Here is a 14,665-nt window from a genome sequence, read left to right on the forward strand (position 1 = left end):
ATCCGCCTTCGAGGGTCACTCGGCTTCGATGGCGGCCTTCGGTGCGGAACCCCCGGACTTCAGCTCGGCGAGCCGGGCCTCGACCTCGGTGAGCTGGCCCACGTCTTCGAGACTCTCGAACTGCGCGTCCAGCGACGACGCGGCGATCTCCGCCTTGCCCTGGGCAAGCGCCTCCTGGCGGCGGATCTTGTCCTCGAAACGGCCCAGTTCGCTCGTGGGGTCGAGCACGTTGATCGAGCCCACCGCGTCCTGCACCTTGTTCTGCGCCTCGGCGACCTTGGAGCGAGCGACGAGTTCGCTGCGCTTGTTCTTCAGCTCGCCCAGCTTGTCCTTCATGCCGTTCAAGCCGTTCTTGAGCTTGTCGACGATCTCGGTCTGCGTGGCGATCTGCGGCTCGGCCGTCTTCGCCTCGTTCTCGGCGCCGATCTGGCGCTGCAGGGCGACCTTGGCGAGGTTGTCGAACTTGTCGGCGTCGGTCGCGTTGCCGGAACGGCGCAGCTCGTCGGCCTTGCGGCTGGCGGCGAGCGCCTTGTTGCCCCACTCGGCGGCGGCCTGCACGTCTTCCTCGTGGTCGCGTTCGAGCAGTCGCAGATTGCCGATCGTCTCGGCGATCGCCGACTCCGCGTCGGCGATGTTGTTGGTGTAGTCGCGCACGAGCTGGTCGATCATCTTCTGCGGATCCTCGGCGGAATCGAGGAGCGCGTTGATGTTCGCCTTCATGAGGCTCGAGATGCGGCCGAAGATGGATTGCTTGACCATGTCGTTTCCTTTCAATGACGGACGTCGATTCAGATGTGTGTTCCGGGTTCATCCGGGAGGGTCGTCACGCGTCTAGAAGCGACCACCCCCGGAACGGCCGCGGGATCCTCCGCCGAAGCTCGACGGACGGAACCCTCGACCTCCGCCGCTGGAACGCCAGCTGCCGGCCGAGCCTCCCCAACCGGACGAGGAGCTGCTGCCGCCGACACCGCCGGCGAGGATGCCGCCGAGGATGCCGCCGAGGATGTCGCCGCCGAGGTTGCCTCCGCCTCCGCCGCCCCAGCCGCCACCGAGGCCGCCGCCACCGAAGCCGGTGTCGAAGCCGGAGACGTCGCTCTGCGCCGCCGCGATGGCCTGCTGGGCGAGCTCGATCGCTCGGGTGGCGTGCTGCAGCGACTCCTCCGGATCCGAGGTGCGCAGAGCTTCTGCCTTGCCGTACTCGGCGGTGGCCTCGGCCGCCCGTGTGCGGGCGGTGGCGCCGATGGTGCCGCGGCGGGTGACGATGAAGTCGTTCGCCGCCGAGATCTGCGCCTGGGCCTGCAGCATCGTGTGGTCGAGCACCTGGCGCGCCCGGGCGGCGCGCTCCTGCGCTCCGCGGATGCCTTCCATCGTGGCGTCGATCCGGGTGTTCACGGCCGTCAGGGCCTCGAGCACCACCTGCGGGCTGCGCGAGGCTCCGCTGAGGTTCTCGCGCGCCCGTGACAGCAGCGCACGTGTGGCTGTGGTCACCTCTTCGAGCTCCGCGGTGGCGGGCATGGAGGCCGCGGCGGCGAGGTCCTGCTCGAGGTCGGAGATGAGGGCTTTCGCCTTCTGCTCGCTGGCGGTGAGATCCTTGCCCAGCGAGCCGATGGCGTCGGCCAACTGCTGCGCCTGCACGACGCCTTCCTCGGCGGTGCGGATGGCGAACGCGGCCTCGCCGCGCTTACCGTCGGCCAGCAGCTTCTCCGCCTCGGCGATGTGCGCATCGGCGAGTTCGAGCCGGCTGGCCGCGTGCTCCGGATTCTCGGTGACCGTGCTGAGGGCCGCGGCGTCGTAGCTCTGCTGGAGCTCGGAGAGCGCGGCCGGAGCAGCGGTGACGGCCTCCTGCGTGCGGGCGCGTTGCTCGGTGACCCGCGTCAATGCCTCTTCGGCATTCTTCTCGAGGTCGCGGAGCTCATCGAAGGCCTTGACGTTCGACTCCAGGCTGTGATCGATCTCGGCGCACAGCTTCACGATGTTGATGCGCCACGCGCGATGCTGCTCCGCCGTGTCCGGGATCTCGTCGTCGATCTTCTGCTTGAGCGAGAACGCCTCGGAAAGCTTCGCCTCGGCGCCCTTGACCACCTCGGTGAACGCTGCTGTCGCCTCCTCGCCGAACTGCGCCGTCGCGAATCCGAGATCCTCTCGGCTCGAGGTGATCGCGTCGTCGGCGTGCACGAGGGCTGAGCCCGCCCGGGTGGTCAGTTCCTCGTCGGAGAGCCCGGAGAGATCCTCGGCCTTCCTGCGGCGCCCGGAGGGGGCGCCCTTGCGCTTGCGCAGGAACGACACGAGCAGCCAGATGAGGGCGCCGACGATGACGAGCACGAGCAACGCCGTGAGGATGCCGGCCCACGGGCTGTCTCCGGCGGCGCCACCGCCGCTGGAGAAGCCGTCTGCGGCTTTCACGACCGCGCCGGACCAGTCGCCGTCGCGCAGAGCGGGCTCGATCTCCTGCTCGATCGCATCGAGACGGTTCTCGCTGATGGGACCGGCCGAGTCCGCCGAGATGTAGTACTGACGACCCTCGGTGGCGACGGCGAGCAGATACTGCGTGGTGCCGAGGCCGTTGTCGTACGCGACCTTGTCAGCCCATTGCTGGCGGTCGGAGGGCTGGGTGAAGTCATCGACGAACACGGCATAGAGGTCCAGTCCGTCCTGACGGCTGAGCGTGGTGAGCCGCTCGTTGAGCGACGACTCCTGGGCGGCACTGAGCACGTCGGCGTCGTCGGTGACGAACCCGGACGACAGCGTCACCGGTGGCGTGGCCGCGACCGGACCCGCTCCGAGGATCGCGACGAACGCGCCCACCAACCCCGCCACGATCGCCCAGCGTCTCCGCATCATCGCTCCCCTCGTGGTTCCCCGGTTGTGAGTCTATTCACAGATACCGCCTCACGGTAGCTCTCGTCCACACCCCCGCGCGCCGCCGCGTGGCGGCGAAGACAGGGCGCCGACCGAGCCTAGGGTGGGAAGGATGGACGACAGGTACGGCAGCGACTTTCTCGCGTCCGGATGGCGGGATCAGGGCACAGTGCGCCCCACGCCGACGCCCGCCGCGCCGGGCCTGGTCGTCGAGGTGGCCGCGGACGGGTTCTGCGGCGCCGTCACCCGCGTGGAGGGACGGCTCGTCGAGCTGGAGGATCGGCACGGCCGCCGTCGGCAGTTCCCGCTCGGCGCGGGTTTCATGATCGACGGCGAACCGGTGCTGCTGACCCTTCCGCGTGCGGCGGCGGATGTCCGCGCCCGCACCGCCTCCGGATCGTTCGCCGCCGACGACACCCGCGCGCGTATCGCGCGGCCGAGCCGCATCCTGGTCGAGGGGCGGCACGACGCCGAGCTGGTCGAGAAGGTGTGGGGCCACGATCTGCGGGTGGAGGGCGTGGTCGTGGAGTACCTGGAGGGGATCGATCTGCTCGATGACCTCCTGAGCGTCGCACCGCCCGATCGCACGCGTCGATACGGAGTGCTCGTGGACCATCTCGTTCCGGGATCGAAGGAGTCGCGCATCGCGGAGCAGATCCTGCGCGGTCCGCACGGCGCGCATCTGCGCATCGTGGGCCATCCCTTCATCGACGTGTGGCAGTGCGTGACCCCCGCGGCGATGGGGATCCGCGCATGGCCGGAGATCCCGCGCGGCACGGAGTGGAAGGTCGGGGTGTGCCGCGCCTTCGGCTGGCCCGCCGAGACCCAGACCGACATCGCGTACGCGTGGAAGCGCATCCTCGCCCGCGTCTCGACGTACCGCGACCTCGAGCCGTCGCTGCTGGGCCGCGTCGAGGAGCTCATCGACTTCGTGACCGAGCCGGTCGGGGCCTGAGCCGCCGATACGCTGGGACGATGCCAGAGATGGGGCCAGAACAAGGGCCGGAGCACGCGTCGCAACGAGGGATGCCCGACCGCCCGACGTTCCGCGAGGAGCCGGTGTCTTTCGTGCGCCGCAGCGGGCGCATGTCGGAGGCGCAGGAACGCGCCTTCGTCGATCTCGCCCCGCATTACCTCATCGAGGTGCCGCGCGACACGGCGTGGACATCGGTGCATCCGGATGCGCTGATGGATGCGGCCGAACGGTACGGACGCCGGGCGCCGTTGGTCGTGGAGGTCGGTTCCGGCCAGGGGCACGCGATAGTCGCCGCGGCGGCCGTGCATCCGGACACCGACTTCCTCGCCGTCGAGGTGTTCCGCGCGGGTCTCGCCCGCACGATGCTGGACGCCGACCGCGCGGGGGTGCGCAACCTGCGCCTCATCGAGGCGAATGCGCCGGAGGTGCTGTCGTCGTTCCTGCCTGCCGGATCGGCCGATGAGGTGTGGGTGTTCTTCCCCGATCCGTGGCACAAGAAGCGGCACACCAAGCGCCGCCTCGTGCGCGCCGGATTCGGGGCGATCGCGGGGCATGCCTTGCGCGACGGCGGGCTGCTGCGGCTGGCGACCGACTGGGAGGAGTACGCCGTGCAGATGCGCGACGTGCTCGACGCCGAACCGGAGTTCGTGCGCGCCTTCGAGGGCGACTGGGCCGAGCGGTTCGACGGCCGCGTGATGACCGCGTTCGAGCGCAAGGGCATCGCCAAGGGCCGCGAGATCCGCGATCTCGTCTACCGGCGCGTCTCCCAGGGTGCCGGCTGACCCGCACCTTGTTACCGTCATGCCGACGGTCTGAATCCGTCAGGAGGATCCGCCCGTGAGTCGACGCTTCGAGCTGCCGAGGCTGCGCTGGTCGCGCACGTTCGTGATCGTGTGCGCCGCCGTGTTCGTCGTGCTCTACGCCGTGGTCGTGCTACTGTACGCGCACGGCGGCCGGACGGATGAGGGCACGCCGGTCGACAACGCGAAGGAAGGCGTGCACGTCATCCTCACGCCGCGCGATGTCAACGCCGACACCGATCGCATCTCGATGGAGATGCGCTTCGCGTCCGGCAGCGAGTTCATCTCCGACGACGGCCTCACCGTCACCCAGGACTTCCGGATGCTGTTGCCCGGCGCCGTGCTGCGCGAGGGGCAGGGGTTCGCCTTCACCGCGGGAGCAGCCGTGCCGCCCACCGTGCTGGAGCTGCGCACGAGCGGAGCGATCGAGCGCTGGCCGTTCGACACGCATCCCGTGCAGACGATGCTGCTCGTGTCGACGGCCGACGAGTCGGGACAGGATGTTCCCGTGCACGCCGACCTCAGCCTCGGCGAGCACCACGTGCCGGGCTGGAACATCACGATCCGCGTCGATCACACCTCCGAGCCCGTCACCCTCGAAGGCGGCGAAGTGGTGAAGCAGTACGTGATCGAGGCGCGCCGTGCCACGGCGACCGTCGCGTTCGGGCTCGTGCTGCTGGCTCTGATGGTGATGATGCCCGCGCTCGGCCTGACGGTGGCGATCCTCGTGCTGCGCGGCCGTCGGAAGGTGGAGATCGGCATCTTCACCTGGAACGCGGGAATGCTGTTCGCCACGCCCACGCTGCGCAACTTCCTGCCCGGCCAGCCGCCCATCGGCTCCTGGGTGGACTACCTCGTCGTGCTGTGGGTGGTGGCCGGTCTCATCCTCGCCCTGCTCATCAGCGTCGTCGCCTGGTACCGGTGGACCAGGCCGCAGCCGGAGATCGATCGCCGTAAGCGCGAGGAGGCGCAGGAGCGCGCCCGCAGCACTGTGGCGGCGGGATGAGCATCCGGGCCCGAGCGCGCAGACGCTCGGTCGCACCCATGGCACGGATCGTCGCCGCCCTGATCGTGTGCCTCGCCGCACCGGCGTTCTTCGTCGTGCGCATCCCGTGGCTCGGCGGGACGCTTCTCGCCCTCGGTCTGATCGCGGCGATGCTCGTGGAGCACGTCGGCGACGCCCCGGAACGTCCCGAGGTGCGGATCGGTGCTCGCGGGGAGACCGCTCGCACCGTCTCGGATCGGCCGCCCTCGCTCACCCGCGACCTGTCGCTCATCGCGCTGGGGATGCTCATCGTGAGCGCCATCCCGCTGGCCGCCGAGCTCGATGATGCCGCCATGCTGCGATTCACCCTGGCGCTCGGCGGCGCCGTCGCTGTGCCGTACCTCGTCTCGCGGTACGTGTTCCGCGACCGCGCCATCCGCTTCCCCTGGCGCACCGGACGGCGCTGGGGGCGGCTGCAGTGGACGTGGTTGGTTGCCGTGCTCGTGCTGGGCTGGCTCATCCTGCCGTACTACTTCATCACCAGCGGGGTCTACCGCAACTGGCCCGTCGTCGACACGCCCGACCTCATCGGCCGGCTGTTCCTCGGCGTGGGCGCCGTGGGCATCTGGGACGAGCTCTTCTTCATCTGCACCGTCTTCGCGCTGCTGCGCCGGCATTTCCCGGATGCGCTGGCCAACCTCCTGCAGACGATCGTGTTCGTGTCGTTCCTGTGGGAGCTCGGCTACCGGGCCTGGGGGCCGGTACTGACCATCCCGTTCGCGCTTCTGCAGGGGTTCATCTTCCTGCGCACGCACTCGCTCGCCTATGTCGTGACCGTGCATCTCCTCTTCGACGCCGTGGTCTTCGCCGTGCTCGTGCACGCCCACAATCCGGGACTGCTGGATGTGTTCCTGATCTGAGGTCGCCTGCCACTCCGGCGACTCTGGTGAGATGCGGAGGCGCGGGGCAGAATCGGATCGTGCTCCTCATCGGATCGATCCTCGCCGCGCTCGCTGCGCTCCTGCACGTGTACATCTTCGTCCTCGAGTCGATCCGCTGGACGCATCCGTCCACGCGACGCGTCTTCGGGATCAGCGAGGCCGACGCGGAGGTGACCAAGCCGCTGGCGTTCAACCAGGGCTTCTACAACCTCTTCCTCGCTGTGGCCGCCGGAGCCGGTGCGGTGTGCATCCTCGCCGGGGCGACGGTCGTCGGCGTCACGCTCGCCCTGGCAGGCACCGTGATGATGCTCGCCGCCGCGCTCGTGCTCGTCCTGTCGGACCGCACGAAGGCGAGGGCGGCGACGGTGCAGGGACTCATCCCGCTGCTCGCGGTGATCGCGCTCGTGATCGGTGCGTCGACCTGACGCCGCATCGACGCTATGCGGATGCCGCGCGCTGTGCGATGACCGGGTGCGGGACGATCCGGTAGACCTGCACGGAGGCGACGAACAGCCACCCGAAGCTCGCGATCACGGCGATCCACAGCAGTGCGATGCCGACGGCGCCCGACGAAAGCGCGGCTCCGGCGAGGAACGCGATGACGATCACGACGCCGAGGATGCGCGACCACGCGGCGTGCGACCGCTCCCCGCGTGCGGCGAAGCACCGGGCGAGCATGATCGCCGCCGCGCCCAGGGCGATGAATTCCACGGCGCCCAGAGCGAGGTGGATCACGCCGCCGACGCTCATCCCGGATGCGGCACCCGCAGGAAAGCCGCCGGCCGGGTCGGGGCGGAAGATCCCGGCCAGCGCGATCGCCGCACCGGCGACGATCACGAGCGTTCCCGCACTGCGCCCCCGCCCGTCGATCGCACGCCGCAGGCCCCATCCGGCGACGATCACCATGATTCCGGTGAGGATGAAGTTCACGGTCTGCAGCCAGCCGGCTTCGCCGAGCGTGAGCAGGCTGAGGGCGTGGCGCGACAGGTCGAAGCCCTGTCGGGTGAGGGCGAGAATCACCCCGAAGACGAGATAGAAGGGCCCGGCGACAGCACCCCACCCCAGCATCGATCGGGTCACGGCGGCACGAACATCCAGTCCTTCGGTCATAATGCAACGATAAAGGAAAGATTCAGAAAGCGAAAGAGATGGTCCGGGCTTCGTCCCGAGAGCCTGCGAGGATGAAGGCGTGTCCGAACCGATACCTGACATCAATCAGGGCGACTCCGCGCTGTGGCGCGTGCTGGATCGGTATCGCGAGCTCGAACTGCAACTCGCCGTCTTCGGCCATCACCTCAGCGCGCGGCTCGGCATGCGTCCGGTCGATCTGCAGTGCTTCAACCTCGTGCACCGCCACGACGCCGTCACGGTCGGGGATCTCGCGCGGATGCTGGCGCTCCCGCCTGCCACGACGACGGGCATCATCGACAGACTCGTCTCGCAGGGCTGGGTCGCCCGTGACCGGTCGGAGTCCGATCGGCGCACGGTCGTCGTGCGGGTGCTTCCCGACCGGCTGCCCGAGCTCTTCGGCGCCCTCGCCCCGCTGGGCGAAGACCTGGGCGCGAAGCTCGTCGAGTTCGACGAGGGGGCGCTCGGGGCGATCGCCGACTTCCTCGCGCACGCCGCCACGGCGACGCAGCGCGCGACGAATCGCGACGACGCAATGGTGCCCCCGACAGGAATCGAACCTGCGACCTACGGTACCGGAAACCGGCGCTCTATCCGCTGAGCTACGGAGGCGTACCGACCGATCCTATCAGCGCGCACGCATGATTCATTCCGTGGTGCGACGCGCTGCCGGAACGGCCGGCGGCGCTACTTCATCGTTCCCTGCGACACCGAGCCGTGCAGTTGGCGCTGGAAGAAGATGTAGACGATGAGCACGGGGACGATCGTGATGATCACCGCCGCGAACATGGCCCCGAAGTCCACCTGATATCCCGCCGACGACGCGAACGACGCCATGCCCTGAGAGAGCACATAGCTGCTCTTGTCGGTGTTCAGCGCGATCGGCAGCAGGAACTGGTTCCACAGGCCGAGGAAGTTCATGATCGCGACGGCCGCCAGGCCGGGCTTGGCCATCGGCAGCATCACCTGGAAGAAGGTGCGCCACTCGCTGGCTCCGTCGACGTAGGCCGCCTCCTGGATCTCGTACGGCAACGATTTGAAGAACGAGTACAGGAAGAACACGGTGAACGGCAGCGCGAAAGCCACGTACGTGAGAATCAGCCCCGGGAGCGTGTTCAGCAGTCCCATGCCCTGCAGGATGAAGAACAGCGGCACGATCGCGAGGAACACCGGGAAGGTGAGCCCGGCCAGCATCAGGTAGTACACGACGTTGCTGCCCGGCAGGTCGAAGCGCGCGAGCACGTACGCGCACATGGCGCCCAGGATCATCACCAGCACGAGTGAGACGCCCACGACGATGACGGTGTTGACGAACATGCCGCCGAAATTGTGCTGGCTCCACGCCGAGACGTAGTTCGCGAAGTTCCACTCCGCGGGCAGGCCGAAGGGGGAGGCGAAGATCTCACGGGTGGTCTTGAACGATGACAGCAGCGTCCACACCATCGGCAGGATGACGATGATCGACCAGACGGCGAGCACCACGTGCGAGACGCCGCTGACGGCTTTGTCGCCCGGAGTGGACTCCACCTTGCGCCGCGCGGGTCCGCGCAGCGCCGCTCGCCGGGCTTTCGGATCGATGGAGATCAGGGTCGAGGTCTTGTCGCTCACGCGCGTCCTCCGTCGTCTCGGCCGCCGGTGAGACGATTGACGGCGATCACGATGCCGGCGAACAGCAGCGTGACGACGGCGAGCACCACGCCCATCGCGCTGGCCAGGCCGAACTGACCCTTCTCGAAAGCGGTGCGGAACAGGTACTGGCTCATCACGAGCGTGCTGTTGCCCGGGCCGCCGGTGGCGTTCAGCGCCGCCATGTAGACGAAGGCGTCGAGGGCGAGGATGCCGATGTAGATGTACGCGGTCTGCACGTTGTCGCGGATCTGCGGCAGGATGATTGACACCACGGTGCGGAAGCGCCCCGCACCGTCGATGCGCGCCGCCTCGAAGGTCTCGGCGGGGATGCCCTTGATCGCCGCGATGAACAGCACCATGTAGAAACCGACCAGGCCCCACACGATCACGAAGATCGACGCGCCCATGGCGGTGCTCTGGCTGCCCAGCCAGGCGAAGTCGTTCATATCGATGCCGACGGCGCCGAGCAGGCCGTTCAACAGCCCGCTGGGCGTGTAGATCATGCTCCACAGGATGCCGATGACGATGGCGGGGATCACGTACGGGAAGAACGAGACCACCCGGTAGAAGGCAGATCCCTTCAGACCTCGGACGGGCCCATGGGTCGAGCCGCCCACAGTGATCATGCTGGCGAAGACCAGTGCGATCGTCAGCGTGATCAGCGGCACGAGGACGGCGAGCAGGATGTTGTTGCCCATCGCTTGCATGAACGTCGCGTTGCCGAACAGCTTGACGAAGTTGTTCAGGCCGATGAAGTCCATGTTGGGCGAGAAGCCGGTCCAGTTCGTCATCGAGTAATACACCGCCTGCACGAACGGCGAGATGACGAAGATCAGGAAGATCGCCAGCGGAAGGCCGAGGAAGACGAGCAGGAACGAGACGTAGTCGACGGTGAGTTTGCGGCGCGGCCCCGTGCGGGGCGTCTTACGACGCCCCGCACGGGCGGCCGTGACCGCAGCCGTCTGCAGCCCCGGCCCGCCACTGGTGTTGGAGAAGCTCACTACTTGATCTCGATCTTCTCGATCGAGTCGTCGTTGCGCACGGCGTCGGTGAGATCCTGCAGCTGCTTGGTGATCTGCTCCACCGTGAGCTGGCCGTCCAGGAACGAGTTCCAGATGTTCAGCTGGTCGCTGTTCATGCCGTACAGGTTGACGAACTTGACCGTGAACATGCCCGAGCCCGCGGCCTCGATCATCTCCACCTGCGAGACCAGGGCTGTGGAGCCGAAGCCGTCGTCGGGCACGGTGCCCTTGACGATGGTCGGCGCGAGCTTGTTCTTGCTGAACGCGCTCGCGGCCTCCTGCGACAGCATGGTGCGCAGCAGCTCCTTGCCGCCGGCTGGGTTCTTCGAGTTGCTCGGCACGATGAACGGCTCGCCCGCCTCCGCGCGCATGTAGCCGGCGGGTGTGGTCGGGCTGGCGTTCAGCGGCAGCTCACGGAACCCCTTCATCTGGAAGCCGTCGGCGGTCTGATCCTTCATCTCGTTCTCGATCCAGGATCCCGACGGATACAGCAGCGCCTCCTGGTTGAGGCTCCACTGCGCTTGCGCCTCGGTGAACTGCGTACCCGATCCGCCCGGCTTGACGTATCCGGACTGGATGAGGTCGTGGAAGATCGTGAGGATCTCCTGGATCTCGGGCTGCGACCAGCATCCTTCCTCGAGGTTCTCCAGGGCGAGGCGCACCTTGTCGCCGCCCTGGATGATCGCCGAGTCCATGACGAGGGTCTGGTAGTAGGTCGCGGCCTCCTTGCCCCAGAGGAACAGGTACTTGCCCTGTGCCTTTGCCGCTTCGCCCAGCGCCTTCAGATCCTGCCAGCTCTGCGGCACCGACCATCCGTTGGCCTCGAACAGGCTGCCGGAGTACCAGATGCCGTACGTGGTGAACACATAGTTGATGGCGGCGAACTTGTCGCCGAAGGTGCCTGGTGCCTCGACCCCGTCGAACAGCGTGTCGCGGATCTTCTCGCCCTCGAGGTTGTTCGCGTCGAGAACCTCGGTGAGGTCTTCGAGCTGGTCGAGGATCGTGTTCCATCCGATGGAGTTGGCGCCGGAGTTGTCGACGAGGTCGGGCGGGTTGCCGCCGACGAAGCGCGGCTGGAGCTCCTGGGCGATCTTGGTGGAGGGGGAGACCTTGACGGTCACGCCGTCCTGACCCTTCTCCATGATCTTCGCGGCGTTCTCGACATAGTCCACGCCGTAGCCGCCGTCGAAGATCACGGCGTCGACCGTGGTGTTCGCGGCGACGCCGAACGGGTTGTCGGCGGTGACTTCGCCGGCCGGCGCCGATCCGCCTCCTCCGCCTCCGGGGGCGGCGCAGGAAGCGAGCGAGATGCCGACGGGTACGAGCACCGCCGCCATCGCCGCGCTGCGGAGGAGGGAGCGGCGGCTGAGGGAGACGTCGTTCAGTTCCATGGTGTTGCCTTCCTTCTGGGTAGGGGACAGAGGTCTGTAGGGGACAGCGATGTCAGGCGCCGCGTCTGAGGCGGTCGCGATAGCGGTCTTCGAGCACCGCGTTGTGCTCATCGCCGCCGGGGATGTTGGCCGAGATGTACAGCGGCGGCGTCTCGCCGTCACTCGCGATCGCCGCCGAGACGCCCAGGGTGAGCAGCTGGGCGATGAAGGCGGCGGTGATCGAGGAGATCGCGCCGACGCCGATGCCGCCGGCCAGCTGGAGGGTCGCGTCGCCGTAGGGGGCGAGGTTGTCGATGACCACGTCGGCGACCTCGCTGAGGCGCTTGCCGCTGGGATGCTTCGGCTCCACGCGCACCGTGTGCTGCAGGCTGGTGACCGCGATGACGGGATGCCCGTGCTCCTTCGCCCACAGCGCGACGCCCACGATCGAGCCGTTGACACCGGAGTTGGATGCGATGACGAAGGCGTCGTTCTCGCCCACCGGCACTGTGGCCATGAGCTCGTCGACGACCCACGGCTCGCGCTCCAGGGCACCGGTGAGCACGTCGACGGGGCGATCGCCGTGCAGCACGATGTCGCGCAGGGCGATCTTGTTCGTGGGGATGAGTCCGCCCGCGCGGCCCGCGATCTCCATCGCGAACGCCTCGGAGTGGCCGGTGCCGAAGGCCTGGATGACCCCGCCGTCGCGCAGGCTCTGGGCGAGCAGGCTGATCGCGGGCTCGAGAGCGCCCTGCTCGGCGCCCTGTGCCAGGGCTTCGAGGCGAGTCTCGGCTTCGCGTAGCAAGTCGGTGGGGGTCGCGGTCATCCGGCCGCCTCCTTGGTGCGGTAACGGGTCGACCGGGGGCTTCCGCCGCGTCGGTGCGAGGACACGGCCATGGCGCTCGCCGCCAGACGCAGCCCGGCCTCGGCGAATGTGCGCTGGGCGACGAGCAGGTAGAGCAGATCGATCACCAGCAGCTGAGAATGCTTGACCGAGAGGTTGTCGGGGCGCAGATACGGCGTCGGTGCTGCCGAGGTGAGGGTCACATCGGCGACCGAGGCGAGCCAGGAGTCGGGATCGTGTGTCAGGGCGACCGTGAACGCGCCGGCGGCGCCGGCCTGGGAGAGCATCTGGATGGTCTCCTCGGTGCGGCCCGTGTTCGAGATGCCCACGGCGACGGAGTGCTCGTCCTGCAGGGCGGCGCTGGTGAGCCCCGAGTGCACATCGCTCCAGGCGTGCGCTCTGACCCCGATGCGGTACAGGCGCCCGCACAGCTCCTCGGCAATGATGCCGCTGCTGCCCTGCCCGTAGATGTCGACCGTGCGGCCGCGGGCGATCATGTCGGCCACGCGGGTGACCGCGTCGAGATCGAGACCGGCTGCGGTGGTCTCCAGGCTGAGCGTGTGCAGCGAGACGAGAGTGCGCAGCACGGTCTCGGCGGGGTCGTCGGGGCCGAACTCGCGGCCGATGTCCGCGCTCCATGTGGCGTCGGCGTCGCCCCGTCCGCTCTGCATCGCCACGCCCACGCGGAACTGCGTATAGCCATCGAAGCCGATGGCGCGGCAGAACCGGGTCACGGTGGCAGGCGAGGTGCCGGCACGCTCGGCGAGCTCGGTGATCGTCAGCTCGACGGGGGCGGTGGGGTGCTCGGCGATCACATCGGCGATCTGCGCCATGGCGCGGGGCATACCGGGGCGGCGCTGCGCGATGCGCTGCGCGATCGTCGGCGCATTGCCTGCGCCCTGCTCCCGTGGCACCATTGCCCCCAGTTCGAGATCGTGTCTACCTGACATCACTCGTGAAACGACTGTCATCCTTGAAAACGCACCGTCACCGGCGCGCATCGGATGAAAAGCATTCTCATCCGAGGCCGGGCGGATAGTCAATGAGGACGGATAACAAATTGGGTCGCGACGCGCTGCTGCTGGGCATCGATGCGGGAGGAACCTCCACGCGGGCCGTGCTCGCCACGCACAGCGGCGACTGCGTCGGCTACGGCGTCGGAGGTCCGGGAAACCCGACGGCGCGGGGCGTGGCGGAGGCCTCTTGCGGCGTGGCCGAGGCGGTGGACGCCGCCCTGCGCGCCGCAGGCGGCACGCTCGCCGAGGTCGTGCTGGTCGTCGCGGCCGTCGCCGGACACGACGCCGGTGCCGAGGCGCGCTGGCTCGACCCCGCGTTGCGCGCACGAGGCTTCACCGACGACGTCGTCTTCGAATCCGACCTGCTCGCCGCCTACGCCAGCGGCAGCGTTTCGCCCTTCGGCTACGGCGTGGTCTGCGGCACGGGCGCCAGCGTCATCCGCGTCGAGAAGGAGAAGACGGTCGCCACCTCCGACGGGCTGGGATGGATGCTCGGCGACCGCGGCAGCGGATTCTGGATCGGGCGCCGCGTCGTACGCGCGGCCGCCGCTCACCTCGACGGCACGGGCCCCGAGACCGCGCTCACCGAGGGCGTCCTGACGATGCTCGATCCCGACGGCGCCGCGGTGCTGCCCGGTCGGGCGGTGTCAGGGCGGTCCGAAGACCTGGACCGCCTCATCCGGGTCGTCTACGCCGGCACTCCGGCGCGACTGGCGGGTCTGACCCCGCTCGCGTTCACCGCCGCCGGTGCCGGCGACGCCGTGGGCACGGCGATCCTCACCGCAGCCGGCGAGGAGATGCTGCACACCTTCCGCGCTGTTCGAACCGAGCCCGGTCCGGTCGTTATCGGCGGCAGCGTGCTGAGCACGCCGGGGCCTGCGCATGCCGCGTTCCTCGCCGGGTTGGACGAAGGCTTCCCTCCGATCGCCGTCGTCGACGGGACGGTGGGCACACTCATCCTGGCGATGCGCCGCAGCGGCATCCGACCCGACGAAGCCATGCGGCAGCGCATCACCGACTCGCTGCGCGCGCTCCGCGCCGAGAGTTCTCCCGTGGATCATCGGGCGCGGAGGTCGCGCGCCTAGAATTGGTCGT

Annotated in this window: 14 protein-coding genes, 1 tRNA gene and 1 pseudogene; 7 read left to right on the top strand and 9 right to left on the bottom strand. The window is 68.5% G+C overall.

Translation table 11 applies throughout. The features are described 5' to 3' along the window. Positions 1-15 precede the first annotated feature (15 nt). A complete protein-coding gene (locus BKA02_RS10470) occupies positions 16-759 on the bottom strand; it encodes a PspA/IM30 family protein (RefSeq protein WP_179433824.1) in 744 nt (247 codons plus the stop codon). Positions 760-831: 72 nt separating this feature from the next. Continuing rightward, entirely contained in the window at positions 832-2,841 is a 2,010-nt protein-coding gene (locus tag BKA02_RS10475; RefSeq protein ID WP_246286016.1) for a TPM domain-containing protein, read from the bottom strand. 130 nt (positions 2,842-2,971) lie between these two features. Between BKA02_RS10475 and BKA02_RS10480 the strand changes: the two genes are divergently transcribed. The 5 genes from BKA02_RS10480 to BKA02_RS10500 all read left to right on the top strand — a co-directional run bounded on the left by BKA02_RS10480 (position 2,972) and on the right by BKA02_RS10500 (position 6,986). Further along, on the top strand, positions 2,972-3,814 hold the full coding sequence (locus BKA02_RS10480; protein WP_179433826.1) for a DUF3097 domain-containing protein: 843 nt from the start codon (positions 2,972-2,974) through the stop codon (positions 3,812-3,814). 71 nt (positions 3,815-3,885) lie between these two features. Continuing rightward, positions 3,886-4,617 (top strand): tRNA (guanosine(46)-N7)-methyltransferase TrmB, encoded by a 732-nt coding sequence (trmB, locus tag BKA02_RS10485; RefSeq protein WP_179433828.1) that lies wholly within the window; start codon positions 3,886-3,888, stop codon positions 4,615-4,617. A 55-nt stretch (positions 4,618-4,672) separates the two neighbouring features. Further along, the gene (locus tag BKA02_RS10490) at positions 4,673-5,641 is read left to right on the top strand and encodes a DUF4436 family protein (RefSeq protein WP_179433830.1); all 969 of its coding nucleotides are present in this window, start codon (positions 4,673-4,675) and stop codon (positions 5,639-5,641) included. Between the two features lie 38 nt (positions 5,642-5,679). Continuing rightward, positions 5,680-6,540, top strand: a complete 861-nt coding sequence (locus tag BKA02_RS10495) for a CPBP family intramembrane glutamic endopeptidase (protein ID WP_179433832.1) — start codon at positions 5,680-5,682, stop codon at positions 6,538-6,540. A 59-nt stretch (positions 6,541-6,599) separates the two neighbouring features. After that, complete coding sequence (locus BKA02_RS10500; protein WP_179433834.1) at positions 6,600-6,986, top strand: DUF1304 family protein; 387 nt, start codon at positions 6,600-6,602, stop codon at positions 6,984-6,986. 13 nt (positions 6,987-6,999) lie between these two features. Here the strand turns inward: BKA02_RS10500 and BKA02_RS10505 are convergent, their stop codons facing one another. Continuing rightward, positions 7,000-7,671, bottom strand: a complete 672-nt coding sequence (locus tag BKA02_RS10505) for a DUF998 domain-containing protein (protein ID WP_218844529.1) — start codon at positions 7,669-7,671, stop codon at positions 7,000-7,002. A 202-nt stretch (positions 7,672-7,873) separates the two neighbouring features. Between BKA02_RS10505 and BKA02_RS14600 the strand changes: the two are divergent. After that, positions 7,874-7,990 (top strand): annotated as a pseudogene (locus BKA02_RS14600) (hypothetical protein); the annotation flags it as partial. Positions 7,991-8,225: 235 nt separating this feature from the next. Here BKA02_RS14600 and BKA02_RS10515 read toward each other — a convergent pair. From BKA02_RS10515 to BKA02_RS10540, 6 genes are all read right to left on the bottom strand, one after another. After that, positions 8,226-8,301: transfer RNA gene (locus tag BKA02_RS10515), tRNA-Arg, on the bottom strand. Between the two features lie 75 nt (positions 8,302-8,376). Continuing rightward, entirely contained in the window at positions 8,377-9,216 is an 840-nt protein-coding gene (locus tag BKA02_RS10520) for a carbohydrate ABC transporter permease (RefSeq protein ID WP_343045438.1), read from the bottom strand. 77 nt (positions 9,217-9,293) lie between these two features. Continuing rightward, complete coding sequence (locus BKA02_RS10525; RefSeq protein WP_343045394.1) at positions 9,294-10,319, bottom strand: carbohydrate ABC transporter permease; 1,026 nt, start codon at positions 10,317-10,319, stop codon at positions 9,294-9,296. Next, positions 10,319-11,731: an N-acetylglucosamine/diacetylchitobiose ABC transporter substrate-binding protein gene (gene ngcE / locus BKA02_RS10530; RefSeq protein WP_179433836.1), complete on the bottom strand. Its 1,413-nt coding sequence runs from the start codon at positions 11,729-11,731 to the stop codon at positions 10,319-10,321. The genes BKA02_RS10525 and ngcE overlap by 1 nt, the downstream gene beginning before the upstream one ends. Positions 11,732-11,783: 52 nt before the next feature. Next, the gene (locus BKA02_RS10535) at positions 11,784-12,536 is read right to left on the bottom strand and encodes a sugar isomerase domain-containing protein (protein WP_179433838.1); all 753 of its coding nucleotides are present in this window, start codon (positions 12,534-12,536) and stop codon (positions 11,784-11,786) included. Next, positions 12,533-13,504, bottom strand: a complete 972-nt coding sequence (locus BKA02_RS10540) for a MurR/RpiR family transcriptional regulator (protein ID WP_246286018.1) — start codon at positions 13,502-13,504, stop codon at positions 12,533-12,535. The genes BKA02_RS10535 and BKA02_RS10540 overlap by 4 nt, the downstream gene beginning before the upstream one ends. A gap of 110 nt (positions 13,505-13,614) precedes the next feature. Here BKA02_RS10540 and BKA02_RS10545 point away from each other — a divergent pair, with 110 nt between their 5' ends. Continuing rightward, on the top strand, positions 13,615-14,655 hold the full coding sequence (locus BKA02_RS10545) for an N-acetylglucosamine kinase (RefSeq protein ID WP_179433840.1): 1,041 nt from the start codon (positions 13,615-13,617) through the stop codon (positions 14,653-14,655). Positions 14,656-14,665: the final 10 nt, after the last annotated feature.

It is taken from the genome of Microbacterium pseudoresistens, assembly GCF_013409745.1.
GTDB classification, from domain to species: Bacteria; Actinomycetota; Actinomycetes; order Actinomycetales; family Microbacteriaceae; genus Microbacterium; species Microbacterium pseudoresistens.

Coding starts and splice junctions, on each gene's coding strand:
- BKA02_RS10470 (WP_179433824.1), bottom strand. CDS start 759: ATGGTCAAGCAATCCATCTTCGGCCGCATCTCGAGCCTCATGAAGGCG.
- BKA02_RS10475 (WP_246286016.1), bottom strand. CDS start 2,841: ATGATGCGGAGACGCTGGGCGATCGTGGCGGGGTTGGTGGGCGCGTTC.
- BKA02_RS10480 (WP_179433826.1), top strand. CDS start 2,972: ATGGACGACAGGTACGGCAGCGACTTTCTCGCGTCCGGATGGCGGGAT.
- trmB (WP_179433828.1), top strand. CDS start 3,886: ATGCCCGACCGCCCGACGTTCCGCGAGGAGCCGGTGTCTTTCGTGCGC.
- BKA02_RS10495 (WP_179433832.1), top strand. CDS start 5,680: ATGGCACGGATCGTCGCCGCCCTGATCGTGTGCCTCGCCGCACCGGCG.
- BKA02_RS10505 (WP_218844529.1), bottom strand. CDS start 7,671: ATGACCGAAGGACTGGATGTTCGTGCCGCCGTGACCCGATCGATGCTG.
- ngcE (WP_179433836.1), bottom strand. CDS start 11,731: ATGGAACTGAACGACGTCTCCCTCAGCCGCCGCTCCCTCCTCCGCAGC.
- BKA02_RS10535 (WP_179433838.1), bottom strand. CDS start 12,536: ATGACCGCGACCCCCACCGACTTGCTACGCGAAGCCGAGACTCGCCTC.
- BKA02_RS10540 (WP_246286018.1), bottom strand. CDS start 13,504: ATGTCAGGTAGACACGATCTCGAACTGGGGGCAATGGTGCCACGGGAG.